At 51.5% G+C, this 23648-nt stretch carries 23 protein-coding genes, 1 tRNA gene and 2 other RNA genes; 22 read left to right on the top strand and 4 right to left on the bottom strand.

All coding sequences use genetic code 11. From position 1 onward, the window contains the following. Window positions 1–59 precede the first annotated feature (59 nt). Together F3F96_RS03755 and F3F96_RS03750 are read left to right on the top strand one after the other, a co-directional pair. The gene (locus tag F3F96_RS03755; protein ID WP_176961919.1) at window positions 60–1163 is read left to right on the top strand and encodes a GGDEF domain-containing protein; all 1104 of its coding nucleotides are present in this window, start codon (window positions 60–62) and stop codon (window positions 1161–1163) included. 246 nt (window positions 1164–1409) lie between these two features. Continuing rightward, window positions 1410–1718, top strand: coding sequence for a hypothetical protein (locus F3F96_RS03750; RefSeq protein ID WP_176961918.1), 309 nt, complete (start codon window positions 1410–1412; stop codon window positions 1716–1718). 87 nt (window positions 1719–1805) lie between these two features. Here the strand turns inward: F3F96_RS03750 and ffs are convergent. Both ffs and F3F96_RS03740 read right to left on the bottom strand, forming a co-directional pair. After that, an RNA gene (ffs, locus tag F3F96_RS03745) (signal recognition particle sRNA small type) lies at window positions 1806–1902 on the bottom strand. 246 nt (window positions 1903–2148) lie between these two features. Further along, window positions 2149–2238 (bottom strand) — tRNA-Ser (locus tag F3F96_RS03740). A 108-nt stretch (window positions 2239–2346) separates the two neighbouring features. On the opposite strand from F3F96_RS03740, the gene F3F96_RS03735 reads away from it, so the two are divergent. Then, window positions 2347–3699: a POT family MFS transporter gene (locus F3F96_RS03735; protein ID WP_176962192.1), complete on the top strand. Its 1353-nt coding sequence runs from the start codon at window positions 2347–2349 to the stop codon at window positions 3697–3699. A gap of 9 nt (window positions 3700–3708) precedes the next feature. Here F3F96_RS03735 and F3F96_RS03730 read toward each other — a convergent pair whose 3' ends face one another. Beyond that, complete coding sequence (locus F3F96_RS03730) at window positions 3709–4386, bottom strand: alpha/beta hydrolase (RefSeq protein ID WP_176961917.1); 678 nt, start codon at window positions 4384–4386, stop codon at window positions 3709–3711. 78 nt (window positions 4387–4464) lie between these two features. On the opposite strand from F3F96_RS03730, the gene mpl reads away from it, so the two are divergent. From mpl to F3F96_RS03710, 4 genes are all read left to right on the top strand, one after another. Beyond that, window positions 4465–5874: a UDP-N-acetylmuramate:L-alanyl-gamma-D-glutamyl-meso-diaminopimelate ligase gene (gene mpl / locus F3F96_RS03725; protein WP_176961916.1), complete on the top strand. Its 1410-nt coding sequence runs from the start codon at window positions 4465–4467 to the stop codon at window positions 5872–5874. A gap of 115 nt (window positions 5875–5989) precedes the next feature. Then, window positions 5990–6937: a class 1 fructose-1,6-bisphosphatase gene (locus F3F96_RS03720; protein WP_176961915.1), complete on the top strand. Its 948-nt coding sequence runs from the start codon at window positions 5990–5992 to the stop codon at window positions 6935–6937. Window positions 6938–7007: 70 nt separating this feature from the next. Continuing rightward, window positions 7008–7727, top strand: coding sequence for a uracil-DNA glycosylase (locus F3F96_RS03715; RefSeq protein WP_370465495.1), 720 nt, complete (start codon window positions 7008–7010; stop codon window positions 7725–7727). Window positions 7728–8416: 689 nt separating this feature from the next. Then, window positions 8417–8992 (top strand): peptidylprolyl isomerase, encoded by a 576-nt coding sequence (locus tag F3F96_RS03710; RefSeq protein WP_176961913.1) that lies wholly within the window; start codon window positions 8417–8419, stop codon window positions 8990–8992. Window positions 8993–9014: 22 nt separating this feature from the next. Here F3F96_RS03710 and F3F96_RS03705 read toward each other — a convergent pair whose 3' ends face one another. Beyond that, window positions 9015–9737, bottom strand: a complete 723-nt coding sequence (locus tag F3F96_RS03705; RefSeq protein WP_176961912.1) for a 16S rRNA (uracil(1498)-N(3))-methyltransferase — start codon at window positions 9735–9737, stop codon at window positions 9015–9017. A gap of 84 nt (window positions 9738–9821) precedes the next feature. Between F3F96_RS03705 and F3F96_RS03700 the strand changes: the two genes are divergently transcribed. The 15 genes from F3F96_RS03700 (at window position 9822) to nuoL (ending at window position 23643) form a co-directional block, all read left to right on the top strand. Next, window positions 9822–10412, top strand: coding sequence for a chorismate lyase (locus F3F96_RS03700; protein ID WP_241697639.1), 591 nt, complete (start codon window positions 9822–9824; stop codon window positions 10410–10412). A gap of 9 nt (window positions 10413–10421) precedes the next feature. Next, a complete protein-coding gene (locus tag F3F96_RS03695; RefSeq protein ID WP_176961911.1) occupies window positions 10422–11294 on the top strand; it encodes a 4-hydroxybenzoate octaprenyltransferase in 873 nt (290 codons plus the stop codon). 30 nt (window positions 11295–11324) lie between these two features. After that, window positions 11325–11674, top strand: a transfer-messenger RNA (tmRNA) gene (ssrA, locus tag F3F96_RS03690). Between the two features lie 732 nt (window positions 11675–12406). Next, window positions 12407–12778, top strand: coding sequence for an NADH-quinone oxidoreductase subunit A (gene ndhC / locus F3F96_RS03685; protein ID WP_176961910.1), 372 nt, complete (start codon window positions 12407–12409; stop codon window positions 12776–12778). After that, window positions 12769–13245, top strand: coding sequence for an NADH-quinone oxidoreductase subunit B family protein (locus F3F96_RS03680; protein WP_176961909.1), 477 nt, complete (start codon window positions 12769–12771; stop codon window positions 13243–13245). The genes ndhC and F3F96_RS03680 overlap by 10 nt, the downstream gene beginning before the upstream one ends. Window positions 13246–13251: 6 nt before the next feature. Then, entirely contained in the window at window positions 13252–13869 is a 618-nt protein-coding gene (locus tag F3F96_RS03675; protein ID WP_176961908.1) for an NADH-quinone oxidoreductase subunit C, read from the top strand. Beyond that, window positions 13862–15040 carry an NADH-quinone oxidoreductase subunit D gene (locus tag F3F96_RS03670; RefSeq protein WP_176961907.1) on the top strand — a complete coding sequence of 393 codons (1179 nt, stop codon included), beginning with the start codon at window positions 13862–13864 and terminating at the stop codon, window positions 15038–15040. The genes F3F96_RS03675 and F3F96_RS03670 overlap by 8 nt, the downstream gene beginning before the upstream one ends. Next, complete coding sequence (gene nuoE / locus F3F96_RS03665; RefSeq protein ID WP_176961906.1) at window positions 15037–15534, top strand: NAD(P)H-dependent oxidoreductase subunit E; 498 nt, start codon at window positions 15037–15039, stop codon at window positions 15532–15534. Before F3F96_RS03670 ends, nuoE begins: the two co-directional genes overlap by 4 nt. Further along, the gene (gene nuoF, locus F3F96_RS03660; RefSeq protein ID WP_176961905.1) at window positions 15531–16808 is read left to right on the top strand and encodes an NADH-quinone oxidoreductase subunit NuoF; all 1278 of its coding nucleotides are present in this window, start codon (window positions 15531–15533) and stop codon (window positions 16806–16808) included. Before nuoE ends, nuoF begins: the two co-directional genes overlap by 4 nt. Continuing rightward, complete coding sequence (gene nuoG, locus F3F96_RS03655) at window positions 16805–19159, top strand: NADH-quinone oxidoreductase subunit NuoG (RefSeq protein ID WP_176961904.1); 2355 nt, start codon at window positions 16805–16807, stop codon at window positions 19157–19159. The genes nuoF and nuoG overlap by 4 nt, the downstream gene beginning before the upstream one ends. Then, window positions 19156–20217: an NADH-quinone oxidoreductase subunit NuoH gene (gene nuoH, locus F3F96_RS03650; protein WP_176961903.1), complete on the top strand. Its 1062-nt coding sequence runs from the start codon at window positions 19156–19158 to the stop codon at window positions 20215–20217. Before nuoG ends, nuoH begins: the two co-directional genes overlap by 4 nt. 4 nt (window positions 20218–20221) lie before the next feature. After that, window positions 20222–20704: an NADH-quinone oxidoreductase subunit NuoI gene (nuoI, locus tag F3F96_RS03645; protein WP_176961902.1), complete on the top strand. Its 483-nt coding sequence runs from the start codon at window positions 20222–20224 to the stop codon at window positions 20702–20704. A gap of 21 nt (window positions 20705–20725) precedes the next feature. Further along, complete coding sequence (locus F3F96_RS03640) at window positions 20726–21310, top strand: NADH-quinone oxidoreductase subunit J (RefSeq protein ID WP_176961901.1); 585 nt, start codon at window positions 20726–20728, stop codon at window positions 21308–21310. After that, window positions 21310–21615 carry an NADH-quinone oxidoreductase subunit NuoK gene (gene nuoK / locus F3F96_RS03635; protein ID WP_176961900.1) on the top strand — a complete coding sequence of 102 codons (306 nt, stop codon included), beginning with the start codon at window positions 21310–21312 and terminating at the stop codon, window positions 21613–21615. Before F3F96_RS03640 ends, nuoK begins: the two co-directional genes overlap by 1 nt. 12 nt (window positions 21616–21627) lie before the next feature. Then, window positions 21628–23643 carry an NADH-quinone oxidoreductase subunit L gene (nuoL, locus tag F3F96_RS03630; protein ID WP_176961899.1) on the top strand — a complete coding sequence of 672 codons (2016 nt, stop codon included), beginning with the start codon at window positions 21628–21630 and terminating at the stop codon, window positions 23641–23643. Window positions 23644–23648: the final 5 nt, after the last annotated feature.

Raw genomic sequence — 23648 nt, 5'->3', positions numbered from 1 at the left:
TTCTTTGACCAGTCATTTGCCTGAGTACATCATTGGTAGCAATGTGAGGTTATAACTGTATGGATACATTTTATTGGAATGAAAATTTCATCACAGGCTTACCTGAAGTAGACCAGCAGCATAAAAAATTAGTGGATATTATTAACCAGCTAGGGGAGAAGGTCGCTGAAGGTGTTACTACACTGGAAGAAGTTGAACCTATATTCAAAGAGCTGACAGACTATTCTGCTTACCACTTTCAATGCGAAGAAGATTTCATGTGTGAGTCTAATTTAGATCCGCAATACCTTGAGGTTCATCACAAAACACATACTGATTTCCTTGAAGGCATAGTCTCAATACGTGAAAAAGTTGATCTGGAAAAACCTGAAACCATCAGTTATTTGTTAGACTTCTTGTGCCATTGGCTCACTTTTCACATTCTTGGTACTGACCAGAATTTGGCGCGACAGATTAGATCCATTGAATCGGGTGTCACTCCGGCAGATGCTTACCAGGAGGAGATACAAAGCAATATCGTGATGAAGCCTCTGCTTGAAACAGTTAATGAATTACTGAGTCGCTCAACGGCAAAAAACATTGATTTAAATAGATTGAATCAATCTCTGGAGGAGAAGGTTTTAGAACGTACTAAAGCCTTATCAGAAGCAAATATTCATCTGGAGGAGATTTCACTTACTGATGTGCTAACCAAGCTTCCTAACAGGCGCCACTGCATGCGTCAGCTTGAATCTTTGTGGGACAAGTCATCGTATGATGGCACTCCTATGGCCTGCATGATGATTGATGCCGATCACTTTAAAGAAGTGAACGACACTTATGGGCACGATGCTGGTGATAGTGTGCTGTGTGAGTTGGCCAAGACACTCCAGCGTGCTGTGCGAGATATGGATATAGTTTGTCGTCTGGGTGGAGATGAGTTCTTTATTATTTGCCCGAATACTGATCAAGAGAGCGCAACGAGCATTGCAGAGGAAGTTTGTTTGAAAGTGTCCGAGCTTCGTGTGCCAACGGGTGATGGTGTTTGGTGTGGAAGTATCAGTGTTGGGCTGGGTGTGCGAACCTCAGGCATGGTGGACTGCGATGCCTTGATAAAAGCAGCAGACAATGGTGTCTACGAAGCTAAACGGGCTGGTAAAAACTGTGTAAGAATGGCACCTTAATCAGCCATCATAACGACTACACAAGCTTTAGTTCCAATGAAATGTTGCTCTCATATGGTTGATGCTTTTCGAGGTTTTAATGGCCATGTCTGGTCGGAAGTAGCATTCGACTCATTAGGTGAGGGTAATCGACTTTGGCTAATGCACCGTTCTCGTCTACAATCATAGTAAGGCGTAGATTGGATCTATTCTCGGCCAGATCCGCCATTTGGAAAACAGTGTTCATATCTGTCCAGGAGGGCGTTCATGAAAAAAATTATCTTTATTCCTATGTTTCTTGCTTTGACTACGCAGGCTAATGCGGAGTTCGCCAATGGAGAGCACAACGTTAACGATTGTGTAGTCACCAAGACAACGCTTGTTTGCAGCACAGGAAACGCTGACGTGCGTAAAATCACAGTCACTTTAAAGCGCTCAGACATAAGTTTAGTCAGGACTGAAACGAAGTTTAAGGTCAAGACAGAAGCAGTGATCAATCCGGGTAATAACCAGCAGATGATCTATGTGAAGGGTAGTGCTGCAGAGGTTGATGCATTTGTGAAGAAGCTATTCTGATTGGTGATGCTTAATTAAATTACCAAATAGAAAAGGTCAGGCTGGATTGTTTTTTTAGGCTGAGGGCGCTGAAAAAAAATGCGCCGCCCGAGCCGGACAGATCCGCAACGCGCTTCGTCCTGCTGCCGCTGCTTCCTTCCGGATCTGACGGGGTTCACAGGGGTCCGCCGTGCGGGGCCCGACCCGGACGACACCTGGGTTCCACGGGTGTGGAAATTGGTATCGAGACGGGGTCTCAATTAAAACCTCGGGAGAGGCGATCTATTCACCGAGAGGGATTAATGTCAGGCATCCATGCCTTCCACCCTTCGGGCGCGCTATGCGCGTTCAAATCGGCTGTCGTGCCGATTTGTCGAACCCAAGAGGGTTCTTCAAGACCTCGATCCCGAAATTTTATAAATGGATGGCAAAAAGCCATCCGTTTATAAAATGGCGGAGAGAGAGGGATTCGAACCCTCGGTACGCTTTCACGTACACACGCTTTCCAGGCGTGCTCCTTCAACCACTCAGACATCTCTCCAGTTCCATGTGAAAATGGTGCGCTTCACAAGGGCGGCGGATATTAGGGATTAAGGTGGGCAATCGCAAGGGCTTCCCATGTCTGATTACAGTGGCAGCTTCTCTGGCCATGGCAAAGGGCAATAAATACCGCGCCGCACCGCTGGCAATCAAACATTTGCCACCGGGTATCGGCTTCATTGTCGGTAATGAAGGGGCTGAGCGATTCAGCTATTACGGCATGCGTGCCATCCTGATTATCTTTATGACGCAGTACCTGCTCAATGGTGATGGAACGGCTGCAATGATGAGTGAGGATCAAGCCAAGGGGTGGTTTCATCTGTTTGTTTCGGCGGTCTATTTCACGCCACTGCTAGGGGCACTGATCTCCGATGGGCTGCTTGGCAAATACCGCACCATTATTCTGCTGTCGATCATCTACTGTCTGGGCCACTTGGCACTGGCACTGGATCACTCCAAAGTGGGGTTGGCCATTGGGCTGGGGTTGATTGCACTGGGGGCAGGGGGCATAAAGCCGTGTGTCTCATCCCATGTGGGTGATCAGTTTGGTAAATCCAATGCACATCTGCTCTCGCGGGTATTCGGCTGGTTCTATTTCGCGATTAATCTCGGGGCATTTCTCTCTATGCTGGCCACGCCGTGGTTGCTGCAGCACTACGGTGCAGCGGTGGCCTTTGCCGTGCCGGGCGTTCTGATGCTGGTGGCAACCCTGCTGTTCTGGTCCGGGCGCAACCGCTTTGCGCATCTGCCACCGGCAGGGTTGGGTTTTCTGCGTGAGGCTTTTAGTGGCGCTGGGCTTAAGACACTGGGGCGACTGGCGCTGGTCTATCTCTTTGTGGCGGTATTCTGGTCACTGTTTGATCAGACAGGCTCCAGTTGGGTGTTGCAGGCGCAGCAGATGGATCGGATGCTATTTGGTTTTGAGATTCTGCCCTCACAGATGCAGGCGGCCAATCCGCTGCTGGTGATGCTGCTGATTCCAATCTTCTCCTACCTTGTTTATCCGGCAATCGAGTCTCGTTTTGCGCTGACGGAGCTAGGCAAGATGGCCATTGGTATGTTTGTGACCGTGATTGCTTTTGCTATTCCCTGCTGGATTCAGTTGCAGATTGATCAAGGCTTGAGTCCGCACATTCTCTGGCAGCTGCTGGCCTATGTTCTCATCACCTGTGCTGAGGTGATGATCTCAATCGCCTGTCTGGAGTTCTCTTATACGCAGGCACCGAAATCGATGAAATCTTTTGTTATGGCTTTTTTCATGCTCTCGATCTCTGTCGGTAATCTGTTTACCAGTGTTGTGAACTTCTTTATTCACAATGAAACGGGAGAGTCACTGCTGGCTGGTGCCGACTACTTTATCTTCTTTACCCTGCTGATGCTGGGCACGGCGATTCTCTTCTCTCTGCTCTGCCGTTTTTACAGAGGTGAGCGGCATATGCATGACGAGGTAGCCCCGGATTAACGGTGTCTGTTAATCCTCTGTTGTCAGGATGCTGTTAATCCACTTGCCGATATGGCGAATCTCTTCTGGGCAGACGTTGTGCTGCATCGGATAGCTGTGCCATTCAATGGCACAGCCAGCAGCCATAAGCTTCCTTCGTGAGCTGTCACCAAGAGCGTAGGGGACAACCGGATCATTGATGCCGTGAGCCATGAAGATTGGGGTGTTCAGCGCTGCCGGTTTAAATCGTTCTATCTGATCAGGCAGCAGCAGATAACCGGAGAGTGCCATGATGCCTGCCAGTGGCGGGCTCTGGCTAAGGCCGACATGCAGGCTCATCGCTGCACCCTGAGAGAAACCGGCAAGGATAATGCGACTGCTTTTAATGCCGCGCATCTGCTCCTGCTCGATCAGTAGCTGAATGTCGGCAGTTGACTCTTTGATGCCTTTGCGATCATGTTCAATGCCGAGATCGGTCTGTTTGATGTCGTACCAGGCGGGCATGATATAGCCGCCATTGAGTGTTACCGGCATCGAGGGGGCATGTGGAAAGATAAAACGTACTGCAAGGCCGGAGGGCAGGCCAAGTTGCGGTACAATCGGCTCAAAATCGTGACCATCAGCACCCAGACCATGCAGCCAGATGATCGTGGCGGTCGGATTGGGGCCGGTTTCGACTGTGATGTGCGGTAAAGTATGTAGAACCATGGGCCAATAATGTACGATTTTAAATTAAAAGTCTTTTTGATTTAATTTGTTGCCTTACACCTCTATGATTCACTGCTCATGACAGATGATATAACAAAAGGACATATTCATATTCTCGGCGTTTGCGGTACCGCCATGGCTGCGATTGCCGCACTGGCCAAAGCCAGTGGTTATCGCGTCACCGGTTCTGATGCCGGAGTTTACCCGCCGATGTCCGATTATCTGGCTGAGCTCGGTGTTGATATCGCCCCCTTTGCTATCGAAAATCTGCAACCGGCACCTGATCTCTGTGTGATCGGCAATGCTATGAGTCGTGGTAATGTTGAGGTGGAATCCATTCTCAATCGTGGTCTGGCCTACTGCTCAGGACCTGAGTTTGTCGGTAATCATATTCTGCCGGGTCGCCATGCCGTGGTTGTGGCCGGCACACATGGTAAAACAACGACCGCTTCGATTATGGCGCATCTGCTTCAGATCGCAGGCAGGCAGCCGGGTTTCCTGATTGGCGGCGTGCCTGAAAATTTCGGTGGTGGCGCAAGCCTTGGTGCGGGCGAAACCTTTGTATTGGAAGGGGATGAGTATGACACCGCCTTTTTCGATAAACGCAGTAAATTTCTGCACTACCATGCCCGCACATTGATTCTTAATAATCTTGAATATGATCACGCCGATATATTTCCTGATCTGGAAGCGATCAAAACACAGTTTCACCATCTGCTGCGCACCGTGCCTGCTGACGGCAATATTATTGCTAACGCTGATGAGCCGGATGTCAGTGATGTCTTGGATCGTGGTTGCTGGACGCCGGTCACTACCTTTGGCCGCTATCCCCATGCTTCCGCCCAGTGGCAGTGGCAGCCCCTCAGTGACGATGGCGCGCTGTTCAGAATCTATCACAACGGTGAGCCCTGGCTGGAGTGTGAGTGGCAGATGATCGGGCTGCACAATGCCGCTAACGCCTGCGCAGTTGCTGCTGCGGCCACGTTGATGGGTGTGGAACGCAGTGATATTGCCGCTGCATTCGCAAGCTTTTCCGGTATCCGTCGCCGTATGACACTGGTTGGTGAGGCTGGTGGCGTGAAAGTGTTTGATGATTTTGCGCATCACCCCACAGCTATCACCAATATGGTTACTGCAGCCAAGGCTGCGATGCGGCGTGCGGGTTCTGAAGGCAAGCTCTGGGTGATTGTTGAGCCACGCTCCAACACCATGCGTACTCGCATTCATCAGGATCGTCTGCCGCTCTGTTTCGATGCGGCCGACAAGGTGATTTTTGCAGCCCCCTCAGATCGCAACCTTCAAGCTGATGAGGTGCTGGATGCGGCAGAGGTGTGTCGGCAGATCGGCAGCCATGCATCGATGATCTCAGATGTGGAGGCCATTGTTGCCTGTGTCGCAGCAACAAGTGAATCCGGAGATCATCTGCTGGTCCTCTCCAACGGCGGTTTCGAGGGGATTCACGGAAAATTGTTGAAGGCGCTGGTCTGACAGCAGTGATGTTCCGGGTTTTGTAATTCTGCCTCTGATTGGATAGTATGACCGCGCTTTATCTTCAGGGCACCCTGCTTACAGGGGGCCGGTAAAGCCAAGATTGGGAGGGGATATGCCAACGACAATGAACAATATTGCCAAACAGGGTGCCAATGGCGCTGCGATGATGCCGATTATTCAAGGTGTCGGACGCGCAGCAATTGAGATTGCAGCGGTTCTACGCGGCGCAGTTTTCAGAGGCGCACTCGGTGGTGCAGGTAGCGAAAATATTCAGGGTGAGCAGCAGCAGGTGCTGGATGTGCTCTCCGATGAGATCTTTCTCGATGAGATGCGTTCTACAGGTTTTGTATGTGCGGTAGGTTCTGAAGAGCAGGAAGAGCTGCTGGTGATTGAAGAGTATAGCCACGCCGATTATCTGGTGCTGGTAGATCCACTGGATGGTTCATCCAACCTGGATGTCGATGGTCCGGTCGGCACCATCTTCTCCGTTGTAAAACGTAAAACAGCCAACTCCGAGCGTCCGCATGTATCTGATACACTGCAGTCGGGTCAGGGTGTGATCGCAGCAGGTTATGTGCTTTATGGCCCATCGCTGATGCTGGTTGCTTCAGTAGGTGAAGGTGTTCACGGTTACACCTTTAACCCTAACAATGCCCGTTTCGAACTCAGCCATGCGGATATTCGTATTCCTGAAACCGGCGGTTACTACTCAGTCAATGAGTCCAACAAGGACAAGTGGCTGGATGGCATGGGTGATAAGCTCGATAACATGAAATCCGAGACTGGTCTTGGCATGCGTTATGTTGGCGCTATGGTGGCTGATATGCACCGCACTCTGCTTAAGGGTGGCGTATTCCTCTATCCTGCGGATGAGAAAAACACGACTGGTAAGCTGCGTCTGCTTTATGAAGCGATCCCAATGGGCTTTGTGATGGAGCAGGCGGGTGGCAAGGCGATGAGTTGCGGCATTAACGTGCTCGACATTGAGCCGGAAGCACTGCATCAGCGTGTGCCTGTCTATCTTGGTTCCAATACCAATGTAGACGCTCTGCTCGGTTAAGTCTGAAGAGAGTTTTCCGGCTTTGGCCGAAAACGAGCTATTTCTAAAAACGTATTTGAGGGAAATCGGTGTGCAGACACCGGTTTCCCTTTTTACATCCTGGCCGGAAATTCCAGCGCCGGAGTCTGCGGCTGCATCTGCTCTGCCTGCATCAACGCCACAGCAAGCTCCGGTTGTTGACCTTCCGATTATACCTGTTGCGCAGGCTGAGACCGCAGCCTCTGAATTGAACTTTGGCAGTCTCTCTGCTCTGGCCGAGAAGGCGGCAACATGCCGACTTTGCGGGCTGGCTGAAACGCGTACGCAGGTGGTGTTTGGTGTCGGTAGTGAAACTGCTGACATCGTCTTTGTCGGCGAGGCGCCGGGGCGTGATGAGGATCTGAAGGGTGAGCCGTTTGTCGGGCGTGCCGGTCAGCTGCTTGATCGTATGCTGGCTGCAATCGATCTGGATCGGGACCGGGTCTATATTATGAATACCATCAAATGCAGGCCGCCGAACAATCGCGACCCGCGTATCGATGAGGTGCAATCCTGTAATTTATGGTTTGAGCAGCAGCTTGAGCTGTTGCAGCCGAAGATAATCTGTCTGTTGGGGCGTGTGGCAGCACAGACTGTACTGGAGACGGATGCTCCGCTGGGCTCACTGCGTGGCCACTGGCATGATTATCAGGGCATACCGGTCTGGGTGACCTATCATCCTGCCTACCTGTTGCGCTCACCAGCCCAGAAACAGAAAAGCTGGATGGATCTGCAGACGCTTGCTTCGCGTTATCAACATCTAAGTGCCTGATCGCATGCGTGTTTTTGCTGTTGATGGGAAGCTAACGATCCACCTCAAGCGCTCGTTGTGAATCCTTGTGATGATTAGCAGTAGCTAACCACATTCATCTTAGATCAGTGCGCCGCCAACGTAAAAACCGGTCAGTGTAATCAGTGAAATAGCAATATCGAATTCAAACATAATGTCTCCCTCCAGAGCCGTGTGATGGGGGGAAGTATGCAGTGCTGGCGTGTCAGCAATGTGGCAGATGTCACACTATGTTAAATAGTTAAGCGTGCTCTGAAAAATCAGATCGATGTGCCGATGAAAATGCAGCTTAGTGCCAGAGCCGTATAGGCGATATCAAATTTAAGCATAAAAAAACCTCCAGTCGTGTTGATGGAGGTAGTGTCGGATGAATCGGTTGTGTGTGGCTGTGTTCAGGGTCACACCTCTCTTCAGGTTATTAAATTGAGGCGGCTACGAAAAAACAGGCGAGTGTCAGCGTTGCGTATGCAATGTCGAACTTGATCATGATCTACTCCTTTATTTTACTGCCCTCTTGGCAAGGGGCGCGGAACACTGCTCAGTGAAAGGTGTCAAACCGTGATCCAGATCACGCTTTTTCAAGATGTTTGAGATTTTTTGTCTGATTGATGGGACTCTCTCTAATCCATAGGTTTGCTGTTCTGCTGGCTGGCAGACAAGGAGATGTAAGTATGAAACGATTGATTAAGGTTGCTGCTTTCTGTTCGCTGCTGGCTGTTTCGGCTATGCAGGCTGGCGCTGCTGAGGGCAACAGGCATGTTGAAATCCAGACGAGCAAAGGCAATATCGAGATTGAGCTCTATGCAGAGAAAGCGCCGGAGAGTGTGAAGAACTTTCTCAGGTATGCGCTGGCTGCTGCATATGATGACACCATTTTCCATCGAGTTATTCCCGGTTTTATGATTCAGGGTGGAGGTTACGAAGCCAGTTTCAGGGAGAGGACAACGCTTGCGCCGATCAATAGTGAAGCTGATAACGGCTTGAAAAACCTTCGTGGTACAGTTGCCATGGCGCGCACCTCAGATCCGCACTCAGCCACATCCCAGTTTTTCATCAATCTGAAGGATAATGCCTTTCTCAATTTCCGCTCCCGCAATATCAATGGTTGGGGTTATACCGTATTTGGCAAGGTGACTGCAGGCATGGATGTCGTTGATGCAATTGCCATGGTGCCAACCAGTTCAGCACGAGGTCACAATGATGTGCCTGTAACGCCGGTTGTGATCAAGGGTGTTGTTATCAAATAACGCGCTGCAGGAGATTGAACCCTTAACTGTCGATCAGTGAGCCGATTGCAGCCAGCAGGGCGGGGGCGGCTGTCTCTGTGCGCATGATGCGCGGGCCGAAGGTGAGGTTGGCAAAGCCGCTTGCCTTCAATGTTTCAATGTCGCGATCGCTCCAGCCGCCTTCAGGGCCGATGGCCAGTGTAATCTCATCGGCGGCAAGCATGTTTGGCTTCTCATTGGCCCAGCTTGTTTCAGTTGCAGGATGCAATGTATAACAGAGACCATGGGCCGGCGTGTCGCTCAGTTTCTCATGCCAGGTGATTGCGGGAACGATGGTGCGCTGGCTCTGCTCTGCTGCTTCAATAATAATCTTCTGCCAGCGATCCATGCGTCTGTTCAGCTTGATGCCATCAAGCTTGAGTGCTGTGCGCTCACTGCGCATGATATGAAAGCTGGCCGCACCCAGCTCCGTGCCTTTCTGAAGAATGGAGTCGATCTTCTCACTGCGGCAGGCGGCCTGTACAATATGAATGCGACAAGCCATTTCGCGGCTCACCTCTGAAAAAGATTCAATAGCAAGCGTGGTCTCTCCTCTGGCGAGGGATTTAACAACGGCATGGTATTCACCGCCTGAGCCATTAAACAGAATCACCGGATCACCTGCACCCAGGCGCATGACACTGCGCAGGTAGTGTTCCTGATCGGCCGGCAGCTCGATGCTGCTGCCGGGGATTAATTCATCTTCAATATAGAGGCGGCATGTCATAGCTGGAATTCGGCCTGATTTGTCTGCAATGTGCAAGTCGGTTGCATGACGTGATGGTGCGAATCATCTTGACCCGGAGGCTGCATGCCACAGGATGCGCATATGTTCTTCGGCTCCCTTGAATCACAAAACTGGCAACCTGTTCGCTACTGGAAGGCGGAAGAGGCGGGTCTCAGCCGTAATCCCGCTGCTGTTCTGACTACGGCGGGTTCATTGACACGTTTTCTTGAGCGCCACTTCGGCATCAAACTGGAGGTGCGTCTGCACGATCAGTTTGTTGATAAGGCGCAACCAGAAGAGGCGGCTCTGCTGGGTTGCGAGAATGATGCGCCATCACTGCGCCGTCAGGTCTCTCTGATGCATCGTGGTTCTGTGCTGTTTGATGCTGAATCGGTACTGCCACTGGAAGACCTGCCTGCCGATCTGATCTCTGACCTGGAGGAGGGCAAGCGCCCTCTGGGTAACCTGCTGCTGGATCGTGGCCTCTCCCTCTCCCGTTCAGATCTCTGTGTGACACAGATTGAGAGTGAGCGAGGCATTAATGGTTGCTGGGCCCGGCGCTCAGTATTGCGTTCGCCATCCGGAACGCGCGCACTTGTGGTTGAGGTGTTTCATCCCGAGATGTGGAATCGTCTGGAATCATCTGCCCGTCGTTACAACGTTCGGGAAAGTTAATCGCCTGACATGAAGTTTTCGCCGCTTGGTTCAGCTGGTGACTGGTACAGGCTGCTGCGCATTGATCGGCCTGTGGGTTACTGGTTGCTTCTCTGGCCCACATTGTGGGGGCTGCTGGCCGCATCGGGTGGTCAGCCCTCCCTGAAAAACTCAGTTATTTTTATTCTCGGTGTGTTGCTGATGCGCTCTGCCGGTTGTGTGATAAATGATTATGCCGATCGCAATTTTGATCCACATGTTGAGCGCACCAAGACGCGTCCGATTGCTGCAGGCCGGATTGCGCCGGGTGCGGCACTGATTGGCTTCGTAGTAATGCTGCTGGCGGCGCTGCTGCTGGTGGCAATGACCTCGCTCTATGTGGTGGCTCTCTCCGTTGTTGGCGCCGTGCTGGCTGCTCTCTACCCTTTCCTGAAGCGTTACACTCATTTTCCACAGGCTTGGCTTGGTATGGCCTTTGGTTGGGGTGCGGTGATGGCCTGGGCTGCCGAGACCGGTTCAGCCTTTGATTCGCCGATTCCGTGGTTGCTGTTTGTGGCCAATGTCTGCTGGTCGCTCTCCTATGATACCGCTTATGCCTTCGGGGATCGGGCTGATGATCTGAAGATTGGTGTGAAATCAACAGCTATCTGGCTGGGGGAGCGCGCTGTGCCGGTAGTGGTGGTGTTGGGGCTTGCTGTGATGGTATTGCTGGCGCTGGTTACCTCTCTATCCGGAGGCTTCTGGGTGATGGTGGGCTGGGTGGCTGGCATGGCGTTGCAGGTGATGCTCTCTCTGCGCCTGTTGCGCGAAGGTGAAGCCTGGGGCTTCTCATTTTTCCTCAAGGCGCACTGGGTTGGCGCACTGTTTGCACTGGGCCTGCTGTTGCAGGGGTTGTTTGGCTGATTCAATAGGCATAAAGTGCGCGCTTCACACGGGGGCGACTTGGTATCGACGAAGATACTGAACCTTGTGGGGCATGTCGGGATGGCACTCTCGTTAAAAAGGCTACTTGCAATAATTGCAAACGACGACGTAGAACTAGCTTACGCTGCGTAAGTTACCCTGCTCTTGAGGTGTCCATCCATTGGGAATCCAGGGTCATTTAGATGGAATCGCTACTACAGAACGGAGACTCGTGGTCTGTAGGGTTAAATAGCTACGAATCGACCCTTTGGGCATTTTGTCCGTTTGGTTCTCAAAGGGTGCTACTCGAACGGACTACACATGTAGAACCATGAGCTGATGGTTTTCGGACGCGGGTTCGAGTCCCGCCGCCTCCACCATAAACAAGAAGGGCTTCCCATCGGGAGGCCCTTCTTGTTTATGGATGATGTGTCAGGGCTGAGTTGCCTGCGAAGCCCGGTTCGATAAATCGACAGGATTGTCGATTTAGACGCGCAAACCGCGCCCGAAGGGCAAGGGCAGGATGCCCGCAGTCCGTCCCGCCGCCTGCGACAGGAGGGCGAGGGGCAGGATCCTCGAGGTACAATTCAGCAGGATCGTAGGATTGAACGTCGCATTAGCGACGGCCCGAAGGGCGAGGGGCAGGAGCCCCGAGTAGTCCCACTAATGGCCCAAATTACCCTCATCCCACCAACCAAAAAAATTGCACTCCCCAAATTTCTCGTCTATATAATTATATTATGAGTCTCTCCCTGCTCCCTGAATGGACCGCCAGCCCACAGCTCTGCAAATATAGAGCCCCGGACAACGCCTGCTGTGATGGTCTGAATTTCCTGCGGCCACAATCTTGCGGTTCTCATTGTGTAAGAATGTTGGCCCTTTGGTTGCGGGAAGAGAGGCCCGATCTTGCAGGCGAACAAATTCAGGTTGTTATCACCAGTATTAGCAACAAAAAATAGTAAAAATATATTTATAACCTGCTAATTTCTCCGTAGTTTTCATGGGGTTAAAGCGCTCCAATATGCTTGACCAAATGGCGCCCTAGTGGTAGCAAGCACACCCTGCTTTCGAGGGTAGAGGCAGGGGTTTTAGTTTAGAGAGGAGGGGATTCCATGGGCGCGGCTTATCTCGCGAACGAATACGCACCGATCTTTATTTTTATTTTGGTCGCCATTGCTATGGGGGCAGCTCCGCTTGTGCTTACGCTTTTCCTGGCGGAGCAGAAGCCAAATGCCGAGAAGCTCTCGGCTTATGAGTGTGGCTTTGAAGCATTCGAAGATGCGCGGCTTCAGTTTGATGTTCGTTTCTATCTGTTAGCAATTCTTTTTGTTGTGTTTGACCTTGAATGCGCATTCCTCTTTCCGTGGGCCATCGTGCTGGATCAGATTGGCCTGTTCGGCTTTGTCGAAATGGTTCTGTTCCTGCTGGTGCTTCTGGTTGGATATATCTATGCGTGGAAGAAAGGAGCCTTGCAATGGGAATAGAAGGCATTCTCGAAAAGGGTTTTATCACCACTACGGCTGATAAACTCATCAACGGTGCCCGTTGTGGATCACTTTGGCCCATGACCTTTGGCCTGGCCTGCTGCGCGGTGGAGATGATGCACGCTGGCGCATCCCGTTATGACCTTGACCGTTTTGGTATCGTGTTCCGCCCAAGCCCACGTCAGGCTGATGTGATGGTGGTGGCAGGCACGCTCTGCAACAAGATGGCACCTGCGCTGCGTAAAGTTTACGATCAGATGTCCGAGCCTCGCTGGGTGATCTCGATGGGCACCTGTGCCAATGGTGGCGGCTATTACCACTACTCCTATTCGGTAACGCGGGGCTGTGACCGCATCGTGCCGGTGGATATTTATGTGCCGGGCTGTCCTCCGACTGCCGAGGCGCTTCTCTACGGCTTCATTCAGCTGCAGGAAAAAATCAAACGTACCAACACGATTGCGCGGTAGGTTAAGATGACAGACGAAAAGTTACAGGATGATATCGGGGTGGCAGCGGCCACCGATGTTTCGCAAGAGGTCAAAGGCCTGCGCGAGAAGTTTGGCGATCAGGTGCTCAGCGTTGTTGCAGCCCTTGATTGCGAAGTGGTGACACTGGCGCGTGAGTCAATTGTAGATGCCTGTCACTACCTGAAAAATGAACAGGGTTATGAGCAGATGATGGATCTCTGTGGTGTGGATAATAGTGAGCTTCCGGGCTGGAGTGATGCGAACCCTCGTTTTGAAGTGGTCTATAATCTGCTTTCAATCTCCAGAAATTGTCGTATCCGCCTGAAGGTTGGTGCTAATGAGCGCGATCTGGTGGATTCTGTGACTGAAGTTTGGCCGACCGCCAACTGGTTCGAGCGTGAAGCGTTCGATATGTACGGCATTATCTTTAACAATCATCCGGATCTGCGTCGTCTGCTGACCGACTACGGTTTTGAAGGTTATCCGCTGCGTAAGGATTTCCCGATGATGGGGCGTGTTGAGATGTTCTTTGATGATGCGCAGTGGCGCTGTGTCTATCGTCCGAATCAGCTTGAGGAACGTGTGCTGATTGAGCGGACATGGCCGGGGGTTGATCGTGGCTGAGATTAAAAACTATACCCTTAACTTTGGTCCCCAGCATCCTGCTGCACATGGCGTGTTGCGTCTGGTGCTTGAGCTTGATGGCGAGGTGGTCGAGAAGGCTGATCCGCATGTCGGATTGCTGCATCGCGGTACCGAGAAGTTGTTCGAATACAAAACCTATCTGCAGAATGTTCCCTATTTTGACCGTTTTGATTACGTCTCGATGATGGCCAATGAGCATGCCTATGCACTGGCTGTTGAGAAGATGCTTGGTATTGAGGCGCCTGAGCGTGCCCAGTATATCCGTGTGATGTATGCCGAGATCACCCGTATTCTTAATCACTGCATGTGGCTGGGCGCGGTTGCACTTGATATCGGTGCGATGACCGTGTTCCTCTACTGCTTCCGTGAACGTGAAGATCTGTTCGATTATTACGAAGAGGTGAGTGGCGCGCGCATGCACGCGGCCTACTTCCGTCCCGGTGGTGTATCCAAGGATCTTCCTGAAGGGTTACTGGAGAAGATCAAAGGTTTCACTGAACGCTTCCCGACCTATGTTGATGAGTATGAGACCCTGCTGACTGAAAACCGTATCTGGAAGCAGCGCAATGTTGATATTGCAGTTGTTGATCAGGAGACCGCGCTGGGCATGGGTTTTACCGGCCCGATGATCCGAGGCTCCGGCATCGAATGGGATCTGCGTAAGACGCAGCCGTATGATGTCTACGACAAGATGGATTTTGATATTCCGATTGGTGCGACCGGTGACTGTTATGACCGTTATCTTGTGCGTGTTGAAGAGATGCGCGAATCCAATCGCATCATCGCACAGTGTGTTGAGTGGCTGGCCAATAACCCGGGTCCTGTGAAAATTGATGATTATAAGCTGACCAATCCGAAGCGTGCTGAGATGAAGAGTGATATGGAAGCGCTGATTCATCACTTTAAATATTTCCAGGAGGGTTTCCATGTGCCTGCTGGTGATGTCTATCAGGCCGTTGAGCATCCGAAGGGTGAGTTCGCGGTCTATATTGTTTCCGATGGTTCCAATAAGCCGTACAGAATGAAGGTTCGCGCGCCGGGCTTTGCCCATCTTGAAGCGCTGGATTACATGTGTCGTGGCCACATGATTGCCGATGTGGTGGCGATCCTTGGTACACAGGATATTGTATTTGGGGAGGTTGACCGATGAGTGCGGATACAGTTCGCTTCAGTGACGACCGTCTGGCCGAAATCGCCGAGTTGGTGAAACGTTATCCGGGGCCGCTCTCTGCTCTGATGCCTGTGCTGTATATGGCGCAGGAAGATTTTGGTTATATCTCGATGGATGCGCAGAAGATGATCGCCGAAGTGTTGGGCGTACGTCTGATGCAGGTGCGTGAAGTGGTGACCTTTTATACCATGTTCAAAGAGCAGCCTACCGGTAAATATCTGCTTGAGGTCTGTACCAATGCAGGCTGCATGCTCAATGGTGCTTATGAGTTGGCTGATCACATGTGTGACAGTCTCGGCATCAAAATGGGTGAAACTACGCCAGACGGACTGTTTACCATCGCTGAGGTGGAGTGCGCCGGAGCTTGTGGTGGTGCGCCTGTGGTGCAGGTGAATAATATCTATCATGAGAAGGCTACACCTGAATCGATGGATGCCCTGATTACTCAGGTTCGCGCAGGAGGTGACGCATGATCTCCTCCGATCCTAAACAGGTCACCCAGATCTGCTTTGACCGCATTAATATTCCCAACCAGAACAAACTTTCAGTGGCGCGCGAGAACGGCGCTTATGAGTTCCTGCCGACAGTCTTCAAAGAGTTCGACTCGGCGAAAATTATCGGTGAAGTAAAAACTTCAGGTATCCGTGGCCGTGGTGGTGCCGGATTCCCAACTGGTCTGAAATGGTCCTTTGTGCCGCGCAATACAGGCAAACCAACCTATCTGCTCTGCAATGCTGATGAGGGTGAGCCGGGCACATATAAAGATCGCGATATTATGCGTTTTGATCCGCATCTGCTGATTGAGGGCATGATCATGGCCGGCTTTGCACTTGATGTGCACGATGCCTATATCTATATCCGTGGTGAGTTCCTGCACGAAGCGAATGTGCTCAATGAGGCGATTGCTGAGGCGTATGCGGCCAACCTGCTGGGCGAGAATATTCTCGGTAGCGGTTATTCCATGAACCTGACAGTTCATCGCGGTGCCGGTGCCTATGTCTGTGGTGAAGAGACCGCACTGATTGAGTCTCTGGAAGGCAAGCCCGGTCGTCCGCGTTTCAAGCCTCCATTTCCTGCTGTTGAAGGCTTCTACCGTTGTCCGACCGTAGTGAACAATGTGGAAACACTGGCTACGATCCCTGCCATTTTGAAGTTTGGTGGCGAGTGGCATGCATCGATCGGTATTCCTAACAATACCGGCTGCAAGATTTTCTCGGTTTCCGGCCATGTTAACAAACCGGGCAACTACGAAGTACCCATGGGCACATCACTGAAGAGCTTGATTGAAGAGCAGTGCGGTGGTCTGCAGCACGGTACGGTACCTAAGGTGATTATTCCGGGTGGTTCATCCACGCCGTGGCTGACTGCTGAGCACTACGACACACCATTGACCTATGATGCCATGATGGAAGCGGGTTCGTTCCTTGGTTCCGGAGCCATCATCGTGATGGATGAGACGGCTGATCTTGTTGCCGTTACCCGTCGGTTGACCCATTTCTATGCGCATGAGTCCTGCGGTCAGTGTACGCCGTGCCGTGAAGGTACAGGCTGGCTTGAGCGTATTATGACGCGTGTTGAGAATGGTAAAGGCTGTGCAGATGATGTCACCGTATTGAATGATGCTTCCGTGCATATGTCCGGACGCACGATCTGTGCACTGGCAGAGGGCGCTGCTGCACCTGTTCTCTCCCTGCTCAAGTTTTTTCCTGAAGATGTGCAATCCCGACTGGCGGAGAATGCAGAATGACTGCGCTATTTATTAATGACAAAGAAGTCGAAGTAACACCGGGCACCAGTATTCTGGAAGCGTGCCGCGAGAATGATGTTGATGTTCCATACTTCTGTTACCACCCGGAACTTTCCGTAGCAGCCAACTGCCGCATGTGTCTGGTTGAGGTTGAGGGCTGGGGTAAACCTACCGCTTCCTGCTGCACACCTGTTTCCGAAGGCATGAAAGTAAAAACCGAGAGTGAGTCTCTGGAAAAAGATCGTGAGATGATGATGGAGTATCTGCTCATTCATCATCCACTTGATTGTCCTGTCTGTGATCAGGGTGGTAGCTGCAAGCTGCAGGATTATGCTGTTGAGCATGGTTCTTCCAAGGGGCGTTACACAGAGCCCAAGCGTGCTGCCGTCAATTATGAGTTGGGTCCGTTTGTTAATACCTGCATGACCCGCTGCATTCACTGTACCCGTTGCGTCCGTTTTGCCGATGAAGTGGCTGGCACTGGCGATATCGGAGTCCTGAATCGTTCCGATCATATGACCATTAACGGTATTGTTGAAGGTGCGCTCACCTCAGAACTCTCCGGCAACCTGCCGGATCTCTGTCCTGTTGGAGCACTGCTGGATAAACCATCGCATGATGTTTCCCGTCCATGGGAGATGACCCGTCATAAAAGTACCTGTACCGAGTGCCCAAATGGTTGTGATATCTCTATTGAGTCGCGTGGCGATGAAGTGATGCGGATTCGTTCTGTCGATGGCAGTCCTGAGCCGTGGATCTGTGATCGTGGTCGTTATGTTTATGACGCCTTCCGTTCCGACAACCGCATCCTCTCACCTATGGTTCGTCAGGAAGGCGTGCTGCAATCGGTTGACTGGAATGATGCATTTGATCGTACTATTGATCTGCTTAAAGATAAGAAAGTGGGCATTCTCTTCTCATCGCAGTGGAGTGTTGAAGGGCATGTGGCGATCAGGCTGATGCGTGAGGCACTTTTCCCTGATGCCAAGGTTGCTTTTGATCTGCATCGCCGCGATATGCGCCCGTTTGCATTTGAAGAGGGGCTGGCCATGACGACCAGCCAGATCGAAGATGCCGATCAGGTTGTTATTCTCGGTTCAGATCTGCGTCAGCGTCTGCCGCTTCTTAAGCAGCGACTGAATAAGCGTGGCCGTGCAGGCAAGCCTGTATCACGCATAGGCGCTATGAATTATCGTACCAATATGGATATCAGCAGCGATGCATTGATTCGTCCTCGTGACTGGCATGCTGTAATTGCACGCGCCATGGAACAGGTTGCCGAACTGGGTAAATCAGCGGCCGGTTTTGATGCCTGGCTGGGTGCGGTCTCTGATCGTCACGAAGCAGGTAAAATTCTTGCTGATGCGTTGATGTCTGAAAGCTGTGCACTGCTGGTGGGTGAAGAGATTCGCTCCCATGAAGATGCAGCGGCTCTGATTCACGGTCTTGATCTTCTGATGCGCGCCTGTGGTCATGCCGAGGCTGGTAATGATGGTCGCAACCTTATTCCTGAGGGTGTGAATGCGCAGACGTTATCTGCTGTGTTTGGTGATGCACGTGTGAGTGCCGGTGAGATTTTTGCTGCAGCAACTGCAGGTGAACTTGATGCACTGATTCTTGTTGGAAGTGATCCGGTTGGTGACGGGCTGTTCCCATCAGCTGCCAAGGCAGCGTTGAAGAATGTGCCACTGGTTCAGGTGGGTGCGATTTCTGGTGAGATGGGTGAATATGCGGAAGTTCAGCTTCCTGCTGCCGCTTACTCCGAAATTGAAGGTACCTTTGTAAATATGGAAGGCCGCGTTCGTGTGGCAACCAATCCCATTAAATCACTGGGTCAGGAGCGTCCGCTCTGGAAGGTGATGATGCGCCTTATTCAGGTGATGGGTGGCGAAGTTCCTGTTGTGAGTCTGGATGAGCTGCGTAAAGAAGTTTGTGCACGTATGTCATCACTCTCTGATGCCTGGTGCGATAGTGGTGATGGTGAGTTGATTGCTCCGGCCCGTAATCGTGATGCAGCTGCGTTGCCAGCGGCAAGAACAGATAGTTTCGAGCTGGATGTGGTCAGCCGTTATTCGATGTACCGCGAAGGCATGTGGGCCCGCGCTTCCGCGCTTCTCTCTGAGGCGGGTGTACGTAATGCTCTGGATGATGTGCTGGTACATCCGGATACATTGGCGGCCAGGGGTTTGAGTGCCGGTGATCTTAAGGTCAGCTCTTTCCTGGGTGAGCAGAACTTTAACGTGGGTGTTCGTGAAGATGTGGCACCGGGCGTACTGTTTATAGCCAAGCGTGGCGTTGCCGGTGATCTCTCTGATGTCACGGCGGCTTCTATTGGTGGGGGTGCCGAATGAGTGTAGTTGATATGGCCATTCAGGCCGGTATCTGGGCGCTGGAAATTCTGGCGATCGCAGCTCCTGTTGCGCTCTCCGTTGCCTATATTACCTATTTTGAACGCCGCATTATCGGCTGGGTACAGGTTCGTCAGGGCTGTAACCGCGTAGGTCCTGCAGGATTGCTGCAGCCGCTTGCTGATGGTCTGAAGCTGTTCCTGAAAGAGACGATTATTCCAGCTCGTGCCAATAAGCTACTGTTTGTCGGTGCGCCGCTGATGTCACTGGTTCCTGCACTGATCGCTTTTGCGGTTGTTCCCTTTGGTGAGACTTCGCTGTTTGGCATCTGGGATACACCTCATGTGATGGCGATCTCTAATCTCAATATGGGGCTACTCTATGTGATGGCGATCTCTTCGCTCTCTATCTATGGCATACTGATGGCGGGCTGGGCCTCGAACTCCAAGTATCCGATTATCGGCTCGATCCGCTCGACTTGTCAGATGATCTCCTACGAAATCTCTATGGGTTTCGGCCTTGTAACAGTGATGATGCTGGCCGGCTCTCTGAATCTCTCTGATATCGTACATGCTCAGGCTGGCGGTATCCTACACTGGTATATGATTCCTCTCTTCCCGATGCTGATTGTTTACTTTATCTCAGGCTGTGCAGAAGTTGGACGTACCCCGTTTGATCTGACTGAAACCGAAGAGCTGGTTTCCGGTTATCACACCGAGTATTCAGGCATGTGGTTCGCCACATTCTCACTGGCTGAGTATGGCGCCATGATTCTGATTAGCCTGATGACCTCGATTTTGTTCCTGGGTGGCTGGTATGCGCCGATCCCTGCGCTGGATGTTATTCCGGGCACAGTTTGGCTGCTGGGTAAATCCGCATTCCTGATCTTTGTCTTCATCTGGTTCCGCGCAACCTTCCCGCGCTACCGCTATGATCAGATGATGCGTCTGGGCTGGAAAATCTTCCTGCCATGGACACTGGGCTGGATCTTTGTAATGGGTATGTTCATCTATACTCCGGGTCTGGATGGTATTATCGACTTCTGGCTGGCGTGGAGGTAATGGCATGCTGAAACGAGCTTTTAAGACATGGTTCCTTTGGGAGCTTCTGATTGGTCTCTCTGTTACGGGTCGCTACCTGTTCAAGAAGAAGATTACGATCGAGTATCCGGAGCAGAAAACGCCACTCTCTCCACGTTTCCGTGGTCTGCATGCGCTGCGTCGTTATGAGTCCGGTGAAGAGCGCTGTATCGCATGTAAATTGTGTGAAGTGGTATGTCCTGCAACTGCAATCTGGATTGAATCCGAAGAGCGGGATGATGGTTCACGCCGAACCACCCGTTACGACATCGATTTTTCAAAATGCATCTACTGCGGTTTCTGTCAGGAAGCGTGCCCGGTGGATGCAATTGTTGAAACGCAGGAGTTTGAGTATGCATGTGAAACACGTGCAGAGCTCTACTACGATAAGAAGATGCTCCTTGCCAATGGTGACCGTTATGAGAAACAGATCGCAGCGAATCTCGCTGCTGATGCGCGCTACAGTTAAGCGCGGGAATTAGGAGGAAAGATGCTCGAAACCGCGTTTTTTTACATGTTTGGCGGCATGTCTGTGCTCTCCGGTATGGGGGTGGTGCTGGCGCGCAACACCATGCATTCGGTGATGTTCCTTATTTTCTGCTTCTTCAACGCTTCAGGCCTGTTCTTCCTGCTTGATGCGGAGTTCCTCGGTATCATTCTGATCCTGATCTACGTTGGTGCGGTGATGGTGCTGTTTATGTTCGTGATCATGATGCTGGAAGTGAATGCTGCAAAGCTGCGTGAAGGTTTCCTGCAGTATCTGCCATTGGGTGGCATGATCGCTGTGATTCTGATGGTGGAGTTTATCGCAGCCTCAAGTTCCGGTGTGTTTACTGATGGTGCTATGGCTACCGTGACACATATGGGTCAGGAAGTGAACAATACCAAAGAGATTGGTCAGATTCTCTATACCCGGTATCTGCTCGGTTTCGAAATTGCTGCGATTATTCTACTGGTGGCGCTGATCGGTGCGGTCGTATTGACCATTCGTGAGCGTAAGGATGCCAAGTATCAGAATATGACTGCACAGGTGAAGGTGCGCAGAGAAGATCGTGTGCGTAAGGTGAGTATGTGATGATTGGACTATCTCAATACCTAATAGTAAGTGCCGCACTGTTTTCGCTCGGCATTATCGGCCTGTTTCTGAATCGGAAGAATGTGATTACGATTCTGATGTGTATCGAACTGATGTTGTTGGCTGTGAATATCAATTTCGTAGCATTTTCACACTACCTGAATGACCTCTCGGGTCAGATATTTGTATTTTTCGTGTTGACAGTTGCTGCCTGTGAAGTGGCAGTGGGCCTTGCGATTCTCGTTTCGTTCTATCGACTGCGTCGTTCGATCGATATCGAAGATATCAACACGTTGCAGGGATAAGGGGGAGTTCCAGTGCAAGAGACCGCATTAACACTGAGTACGACTGAGCTGCTCGCTATTCCCGCGCTGCCGCTGATCGGTGCGCTGATTGCCGGCCTGTTCGGCTGGGCCATGAAAGAGAGAATGGCTCACACGATCACATCCGGCTTTGTTATTCTATCCGCGCTGCTCTCAATCCATGTCTTTACACAGGTTATGGCTGGCGCCTCATTCCACGGCAACCTCTGGACCTGGATGATTGCAGGTGATTTCGTGGTGCCTGTCGGGCTACTTATTGATCGCCTGACAACCATCATGATGGTCACTGTGACCGTTGTTTCAGCTTGTGTGCATATCTACACCATCGGTTATATGCACGGAGATCCCGGTTATCCGCGTTTCTTCGCCTACATCTCAGCCTTTACCTTCTCGATGCTGGTGCTGGTGATGGGTAATAACTTCTTCACACTGTTCTTCGGTTGGGAGGCTGTAGGTCTCTTCTCCTACCTGCTGATCGGTTTCTGGTTCAAGCGTGAGAGTGCCAACTACGCTGCCATGAAGGCCTTTATCGTTAACCGTGTCGGCGACTTCGGCTTTGCTGTCGGTATCCTGGCTGTCTGGTACTACTACGGTTCGGTTGAATATAAGACTGTATTTGCCATGACACCTGATTTTGTGGCGCAGAATATTACACTCGGCTTTATGGGTTGGGATATCGCTGCTATCACCTTTATCTGCCTAGCGCTGTTTGTCGGTGCCATGGGTAAATCGGGTCAGGTGCCGCTGCATGTATGGCTGCCTGACTCCATGGAAGGTCCAACCCCGATCTCCGCACTGATCCATGCGGCAACGATGGTAACTGCCGGTGTATTTATGGTGGCACGCCTGTCACCAATGTTTGAGTTCTCAGAGACTGCCTTGGTTGTCGTAACACTGGTGGGTGCGATTACCGCCTGGATGTGTGCAACCATCGGTCTGGTGCAGAATGATATTAAACGTGTGATTGCATACTCCACCTGTTCTCAGCTCGGTTATATGTTTGTTGGTCTGGGTGTCTCTGCATACTCAGCGTCGATCTTTCATCTGATGACACACGCCTATTTTAAAGCACTGCTCTTTCTGGCGGCAGGTTCTGTGATCCATGCTGTTATGGCTGAACAGGACATTCGCAAGATGGGACAGCTGCGCAAATATATGCCGGTTACCTATATCACCATGTTCCTGGCAGCACTCGCCCTGGCCGGAGTGCCGCCATTTGCAGGTTTCTTCTCCAAGGATCTGATTATTGAAGCAACGATGGCACGTGAATTCACCGAGTATGGTTGGGTTGGCAGCTTTGCAACCTTCGCCGTGCTGACCGGTGTGTTTATGACTGCCTTCTACACCTTCCGTATGTTCTTCCTCACCTTCCATAACTCGGATCGTGTTGATCCTCAGACCAAAAGCCATCTGCACGAGTCGCCTAAGGTGATTACGATTCCGCTGATTATTCTCGCAGTTGGTGCAGTCGGTTCCGGTCTCTGGGGTGTGGCTGTATTGGATATTGCCAACCCTGAAGTGCTCAATGGTTACTTCGGCGATGCGATTTTTGTTATGGATGCACATAATCCGCTGATGACCATGGCCGCAGAGGGGGGCGCTCACGGCGCTCTGGGCATGATGCTGCATGCGCCATTTACGATGCCATTCTGGCTTGCACTGAGTGGCATAGGGCTGGCTTACTTTATGTATTTCAAAGAGACCACGATGCCTGCCAAGATTGCTGCAGCTTCCGGTCCGATTTACACCTTCCTGCTTAACAAATGGTACTGGGATGAGCTCTACGAGAAGATCTTTATTCGACCAGCTCGCGCACTTGGTACCTTCCTGTGGCAGAAGGGTGACCTTGGAGTGATCGACAAGGGTGCGATTCACAAAGGTATTATTGATAACATTATCGCTGGTGCGGCACGTATGCGGGCCATGCAGACCGGATTTGTATATCACTACGCATTTGCGATGGTGAGTGGCGTGTTTGTGCTGCTGACCTATCTGTTGCTGAAGGCTTAAGGGGA

The organism is Mariprofundus sp. NF (assembly GCF_013387455.1).
Classification (GTDB): Bacteria; Pseudomonadota; Zetaproteobacteria; order Mariprofundales; family Mariprofundaceae; genus Mariprofundus.
Note: the sequence above shows the minus strand (reverse complement) of the source record. Positions and strands in the feature narration are given on the sequence as shown.

Bases quoted from the DNA above. Each gene is read 5' to 3' on its own strand.
- F3F96_RS03755 (WP_176961919.1), top strand. From the start codon at position 60: ATGGATACATTTTATTGGAATGAAAATTTCATCACAGGCTTACCTGAA.
- F3F96_RS03750 (WP_176961918.1), top strand. From the start codon at position 1,410: ATGAAAAAAATTATCTTTATTCCTATGTTTCTTGCTTTGACTACGCAG.
- F3F96_RS03735 (WP_176962192.1), top strand. From the start codon at position 2,347: ATGGCAAAGGGCAATAAATACCGCGCCGCACCGCTGGCAATCAAACAT.
- F3F96_RS03730 (WP_176961917.1), bottom strand. From the start codon at position 4,386: ATGGTTCTACATACTTTACCGCACATCACAGTCGAAACCGGCCCCAAT.
- mpl (WP_176961916.1), top strand. From the start codon at position 4,465: ATGACAGATGATATAACAAAAGGACATATTCATATTCTCGGCGTTTGC.
- F3F96_RS03720 (WP_176961915.1), top strand. From the start codon at position 5,990: ATGCCAACGACAATGAACAATATTGCCAAACAGGGTGCCAATGGCGCT.
- F3F96_RS03710 (WP_176961913.1), top strand. From the start codon at position 8,417: ATGAAACGATTGATTAAGGTTGCTGCTTTCTGTTCGCTGCTGGCTGTT.
- F3F96_RS03705 (WP_176961912.1), bottom strand. From the start codon at position 9,737: ATGACATGCCGCCTCTATATTGAAGATGAATTAATCCCCGGCAGCAGC.
- F3F96_RS03700 (WP_241697639.1), top strand. From the start codon at position 9,822: ATGCCACAGGATGCGCATATGTTCTTCGGCTCCCTTGAATCACAAAAC.
- F3F96_RS03695 (WP_176961911.1), top strand. From the start codon at position 10,422: ATGAAGTTTTCGCCGCTTGGTTCAGCTGGTGACTGGTACAGGCTGCTG.
- ndhC (WP_176961910.1), top strand. From the start codon at position 12,407: ATGGGCGCGGCTTATCTCGCGAACGAATACGCACCGATCTTTATTTTT.
- F3F96_RS03680 (WP_176961909.1), top strand. From the start codon at position 12,769: ATGGGAATAGAAGGCATTCTCGAAAAGGGTTTTATCACCACTACGGCT.
- F3F96_RS03675 (WP_176961908.1), top strand. From the start codon at position 13,252: ATGACAGACGAAAAGTTACAGGATGATATCGGGGTGGCAGCGGCCACC.
- nuoE (WP_176961906.1), top strand. From the start codon at position 15,037: ATGAGTGCGGATACAGTTCGCTTCAGTGACGACCGTCTGGCCGAAATC.
- nuoF (WP_176961905.1), top strand. From the start codon at position 15,531: ATGATCTCCTCCGATCCTAAACAGGTCACCCAGATCTGCTTTGACCGC.
- nuoG (WP_176961904.1), top strand. From the start codon at position 16,805: ATGACTGCGCTATTTATTAATGACAAAGAAGTCGAAGTAACACCGGGC.
- nuoH (WP_176961903.1), top strand. From the start codon at position 19,156: ATGAGTGTAGTTGATATGGCCATTCAGGCCGGTATCTGGGCGCTGGAA.
- nuoI (WP_176961902.1), top strand. From the start codon at position 20,222: ATGCTGAAACGAGCTTTTAAGACATGGTTCCTTTGGGAGCTTCTGATT.
- F3F96_RS03640 (WP_176961901.1), top strand. From the start codon at position 20,726: ATGCTCGAAACCGCGTTTTTTTACATGTTTGGCGGCATGTCTGTGCTC.
- nuoK (WP_176961900.1), top strand. From the start codon at position 21,310: ATGATTGGACTATCTCAATACCTAATAGTAAGTGCCGCACTGTTTTCG.